The organism is Streptomyces sp. NPDC088350, from assembly GCF_044753545.1.
GTDB lineage: Bacteria > Actinomycetota > Actinomycetes > Streptomycetales > Streptomycetaceae > Streptomyces.
On record NZ_JBIVNL010000031.1, the window covers coordinates 1 to 5,839 of the forward strand.

At 70.3% G+C, this 5,839-nt stretch carries 2 protein-coding genes; both read right to left on the reverse strand.

Going from position 1 to position 5,839, the window contains the following annotated elements:
• Positions 1-1,634, reverse strand: a 1,634-nt coding sequence (locus ACIQBL_RS48025) for a type I polyketide synthase (RefSeq protein ID WP_401955357.1), incomplete at its 3' end; no start/stop codon positions are given.
• 26 nt (positions 1,635-1,660) lie between these two features.
• Positions 1,661-5,839 (reverse strand): SDR family NAD(P)-dependent oxidoreductase, encoded by a 4,179-nt coding sequence (locus ACIQBL_RS48030; protein ID WP_401955359.1) that lies wholly within the window; start codon positions 5,837-5,839, stop codon positions 1,661-1,663.

Genomic DNA, 5,839 nt, shown 5'->3' on the forward strand with positions numbered 1-5,839 from the left:
ACCACACCGGCAAGCCCCGCCAACACCTCACCCCGGTCCCCCGCCACCACCACCGCACGATCCGACAACCCCGCACGACCCACACCCAACGCAGCCGCGAGTCCCACCACATCCAAATCCGGGTGGTGGTCAACGAAGTCCAACAACCGCTGCGCCTGCCCCCGCAGGGCCCCCACGCCGGACCCCGACACCACCAACGGCACCACACCACCCGGCACCACAGACGGCACCGAAACCACACCCACCGCAGGCTCCGGAGCCTGCTCCAGGATCACGTGAGCATTCGTCCCACTCACCCCGAACCCCGACACCCCCGCCCGACGCGGACGACCCGCCACGTCCGGCCACGGCTGCTCCTCGGTCAGCAACTCCACCGCACCCGCCGACCAATCCACCTGCGGAGTGGGAGTGTCGACGTGCAACGTCCGCGGCAACACCCCATGCCGCAACGCCATCACCATCTTGATCACACCAGCCACACCCGCAGCAGCCTGCGCATGACCGATATTCGACTTCAACGACCCCAACCACAACGGACGATCACGGTCCTGCCCATAGGTGGCGAGAATCGCCTGCGCCTCGATCGGATCACCCAACGCCGTACCCGTCCCATGCGCCTCCACCACATCCACATCGGATACACCAAGGTGTGCGTTCGCCAACGCCTGCCGAATCACCCGCTGCTGCGACGGACCATTCGGCGCGGTCAGACCATTCGACGCACCGTCCTGGTTCACCGCACTGCCCCGCACCACCGCCAACACCCGATGACCCAACCGCTCCGCGTCCGACATCCGCTCCACCAACAGCACACCCGCACCCTCGGAGAAGCCGGTGCCGTCCGCCGCAGCCGCGAACGCCTTGCAGCGGCCGTCCTCGGACATACCGCGCTGGCGGGAGAAACCGACGAAGATGCCGGGGTTGGCCATGACGGTCACGCCTCCGGCCAGCGCCATCGAGCACTCGCCCAACCGCAGCGCCTGCACAGCAAGATGCAATGCCACCAGAGACGAGGAACACGCCGTGTCCACCGCGACCGACGGGCCCTCGAAGCCCAGCGCGTAGGACACTCGACCCGACAGCACGCTGGCAGAGGTGCCCGTGCCCATGACGGCCTCAAGTTCCTCGGGGACCCGCGCTCCGGAGCCGTAGTTGTGGTAGGTCACTCCGGAGAAGACGCCGATGTCCTTGCCGCGCAGTGTCGTCGGGTCGATGCCGGCGCGCTCGAAGACCTCCCATGACGTCTCCAGCATGATCCGTTGCTGCGGATCCATCGCCAATGCCTCGCGCGGCGAGATCCCGAAGAAGCCCGCGTCGAACTCCCCCGCGTCGTGCAGGAATCCACCCTGCCGTGCGTAACTCGTGCCGGGGTGGTCCGGGTCGGGGTCGAAGAGGTTCTCCAGATCCCAGCCACGGTCCTCCGGGAAGCCGCCGATCGCGTCACCGCCCGCGACCACCAGCTCCCACAGCTCCTCCGGCGACGTCACGCCACCCGGCAGCCGGCACGCCATCCCCACGATCGCGATCGGCTCCGACAGCCCGCGGCGTATGTCGGTGTTCTCCCGCTCGAGCCGCTCGTTCTCCATGAGCGTGACACGCAGCGCTTCGACGACCTTCGCTTCGGGAGTGGTCATCCCGGCCTCCGCATTCCGAACGGACATTACTTCCCGGCCTTGCTCATGGCTCGTTGCACCAGACTGTCGACGTCCATGTCGGCGATCGCGGCGGCCGGTTGCTCGTCCGCGGGTGCGCCCTTTTCGGCTTCCTGGACCAGCGCCATGAGGGTGTCCAGGACGCCCAGTTCCTGGAAACGGCTCAGCGGTGTCCTGGCCAGCGTGCGCCGGAACTCTTCCTCGCTGCCGGAGGAACGGCCGGTGAGGCGCTGTTCGTCGGGTGCGGTGTCCGGGCAGAGCTTCGTCCGCAGGTGGCGCATGAGGGCGGTGGGTGTCGGATAGTCGAAGACGAGCGTGGCCGGCAGGCGTACTCCGGTGTGGTTGGCGAGCCGGTTCCGCAGTTCCACAGCCGTGAGGGAGTCGAAGCCGATCTCGTTGAACGCCAGGTCGGGTCCGATGGCCTGGGCGGAGACGTGGCTCAGTACCCGTGCGGCTTCGCGGCGGACCAGGTCGAGCAGGATCTGCTCCTGTTCCTCGGGCGTGGCCCTGGTCAGGCGCTGGGTGAAGGCGTCCGCGTCGGCGGCGGTCCCCGCCGTCCGCCGGCCCTGCCGTACCAGGCTACGGAGTAACGGTGGCACCGTCCCGGTGGCGGCCTGGGCCCGCAGCGCGCCGAAGTCGAGCTTCATGGGCAGCAGTACTGGCTGGGGCATGCGAAGTGCGGTGTCGAACAGTTCCCCGCCTTCGCTCTCCGACAGCCCGGTCACTCCGCCGCTCGCCATGCGCTGCTGGTCGGCGTCGGTGAGGTGGCCGGTCAGCCCGACCCCCGCGCCTTGTGCCCACAGCCCCCAGGCCAGGGAGACGCCGGGGAGTCCCTGGGCGCGGCGCCGATGGGCCAGCGCGTCCAGGAAGGCGTTTGCCGCTACGTAGCTTCCCTGCCCGGAGCTGCCCAACGTCCCGGCGGCCGAGGAGAACAGGACGAAGGCCGCCAGGTCCAGGTGCCGGGTCAGCTCGTGCAAGTGGAGTGCGGCGTCCGCCTTCGGGGCGAAGACGGTGTCCAGCCGCTCCCTGGTAAGTGCGGTGATCACGCCGTCGTCCAGGGCGCCGGCGCTGTGCACCACGGCGGTCAGCGGGGCGTGCGCGGGCAGGGTGGACAGGAGCGCGGCCAGGGCGTCACGGTCCGCCACGTCGCAGGCGGCGATCCGTACCCGTGCGCCGAGTACGGTCAGTTCCCGCTCCAGTTCGGCCGCACCGTCGGCCTGGCGTCCGCTCCGGCTCGTCAGCAGCAGGTTCCGTACCCCGTGCTCGGTCACCAGGCGTCGGGCGGCCACCTTGCCCAGAGATCCGGTGCCACCTGTGATGAGGACGGTGCCTTCCGGGTCCGGTCGGCGCGGCAGGGTGAACACGTTCTTGCCGATGTGCTGCGCCTGGCTCATGAAGCGGAAGGCGGCCGGAGCGCGGCGGATGTCCCACAAGGTGATCGGCGGCGGGGTCAGCACGCCCTTCTCGAAGAGGTCGACCAGTTCGGTCAGCATCTCCTGGATGCGCTCTCCGCCCGCGTCGGCCAGGTCGAACGCCCGGTAGGCCAGGCCGGGGTGACGGGTAGTCACCTCGTCGGCGTCGCGGATGTCGTTCTTGCCCATCTCGATGAAACGGCCGCCCCTGGGCAGCAGCCTCAGCGAGGCGTCCACGAAGTCACCGGCGAGGGCGTCCAGGACCACGTCGAAGCCGCGGCCCGCGGTCATCTCGAGGAACCGTTGCTCGAACTCCAGGGTCCGGGAGTTGGCGAGCCGTCCGTCCGGGACGCCGGCGGCACGTGCCGCGTCCCACTTGGCCGGGCTCGCCGTGCCGTAGACCTCCGCGCCCCAGTGCCGGGCCAGTTGCACCGCGGCCATGCCGACACCTCCGGCGGCGGCGTGGATCAGTACCGACTCCCCGCGCTCCAGCCGTGCGAGGTCGCGCAGCCCGAAGTAGGCGGTGAGGAACACGCAGGGAACCGCTGCCGCCTGCTCGAAGGACCACCCCTCCGGCATGCGTACGAGAGTCAGGCAGTCGGCGACGGCGATGGGGCCGACGGCACCCTCGAAGAGGCCCATGACCCGGTCGCCCGGGGTGAAACGGGTGACACCCGGGCCGACCTCCGTGACCACGCCGGCGCCCTCGTTGCCGATGCTGATCTCGCCGGGGTACATGCCCAGCGCCATCAGTACGTCACGGAAGTTGAGTCCCGCGGCACGCGTCTCCACCCGGACGTGTCCCGGGGGCAGTGCTTGAAGCGCCTTGGGTGACGGCAGGAGTGCCAGGCCCTCCAGTGTGCCCGGCGCACGCGTGCCCAACTGCCACGCGCGCTGTCCCTCCGGTGCCACCAGCGCTTCGTCGGCACTCGCCCGCGTCAAGCGCCGCAGCTGACAGGCCCCCTCGCGCAGAGCGAGCTGGGGTTCGTCCGCGCCGAGCAGGGCTGGCAGGAGAGTGGGCAGAGCCTGGGTGGAGGCCGGTGCGCCGTCCAGGTCGAGGAGGAGAATCCGTCCGGGGTTCTCCGACTGCGCGGTGCCGGCCAGTCCCCAGGCCGCGGCCATCACCGGGTCGACCGGATCGCCCTCCCGCACCCCTACGGCGCCCCGGGTCAGCACCACCAGGTGTGAGTCCTCCAGCGCGGGTTCGTCGAGCCAGGCCTGAAGCACGTCCAGCACCTGGCCGGTCAGCTCACGAAGACGGGCTACGTCGATGTCGTCACGTACGGCGTCCTCACGTACGGCGTCGCCGGTGCCGCCGATCTCGTACAGCAGCACCGCCGAGGACCCGGCCGGCCCGGCCGCGTCGGACGTCTGGGATACGCCGGCTCGGGAGGCCAACTGGCGTACGTCCTCTGCCGTGTGCACGGTGACGGTGTCCAGTGGGGCGTCGGCGGCGGCGACCGGCAGCTCCTCCCAGCCCACGACGAACATCTGGTCCGTCGACGTCCGTGCGGCGGCGTCCAGCAGGGCGGCCGACACAGGCCGTGACACCAACGACTCGACCACCGCGACCGGGGCCCCGCTCGGATCGGCCAGCCGAAGGCTCACACCGTCCTTGCCGCGCGGGGCGATACACACGCGCAGCGCCGAAGCACCGGAAGCCTGCAGGTTCACCCCTCGATAGGTGAACGGCAGTGTGGGTCCTGCCTGGCCATCGGTACGGTCACGGAACACGGTGGCGTGCAGGGCCGCGTCCAGCAGTGCGGGGTGCAGGCCGAACGCGGTGGCTTCGGCCGACAGCTCCTCGGGCAGGGCGACCTCCGCGTAGATCTCGTCGCCCCGCGTCCAGGCCGCCCGAAGGCCGCGGAAGGCCGGGCCGTATCCGTAGCCGTTCGTCTCCAGCTCGTCGTAGACACCGCGCACCCGTTCCTCGGGTACCGGCACCGCCCCGACGGGCGGCCACCGTGTCAGGTCCGCGTCCAGTTCATCGGAGCCTTCGTAGGCGAGGGTGCCACTGACGTGGCGCGTCCAGGGCGTGTGCGAGCCGCCGTCCTGGCCACGTGAGTGCACCGCCACGGGACGCCGGCCGGCATCGTCCGGTTCGCCCACGCTGACCCGTACCTGCACGCCGTCACGCTCGGGCAGGATGAGCGGTGCCTCGATGACGAGTTCCTCCACCGCTCCGCAGCCCACTTCGTCACCGGCGCGCACCGCCAGCTCCACGAACGCCGCCCCGGGCAACAACACCGCCCCCGCCGCCACATGGTCGGCCAGCCACGGATGCGACCGCAGCGACAGGCGGGAGGTGAACAGCAGGCCCCCGGACTCGGGCAACTCCGTCACGGCACCCAGCAGCGGGTGATCCGCCTGCGCGAGCCCCAGTGTGGTCGCGTCGGCCGTTCCCTGTCGACTTTCCAGCCAGTAGTGCTGGTGTTGGAAGGCGTAGGTGGGCAGCTCCCCCGCGGTATCCGCGGAAGCCGCACCCAGCAGGGACGCCCAGTCGACCGGAATACCGCGTACATACACTTCGGCCAGCGAGGTCAGCATCCGGCGCAGGCCGCCCTCGTCCCGGCGCAGCGTCCCACTCACCACCACCGGCCCGGCTTCTGCTTCCTCGGCGACCGCCTCGATGCTCATCGTCAGCACCGGATGCCCGCTCACCTCGACGAACGCCCCGAAACCCTCACCCAGCAACTGCTCCACCGCATCCGCGAAACGCACTCTGCCCCGCAGATTCCGGAACCAGTACCCGCCATCCAACGCGGCCGTGTCCAC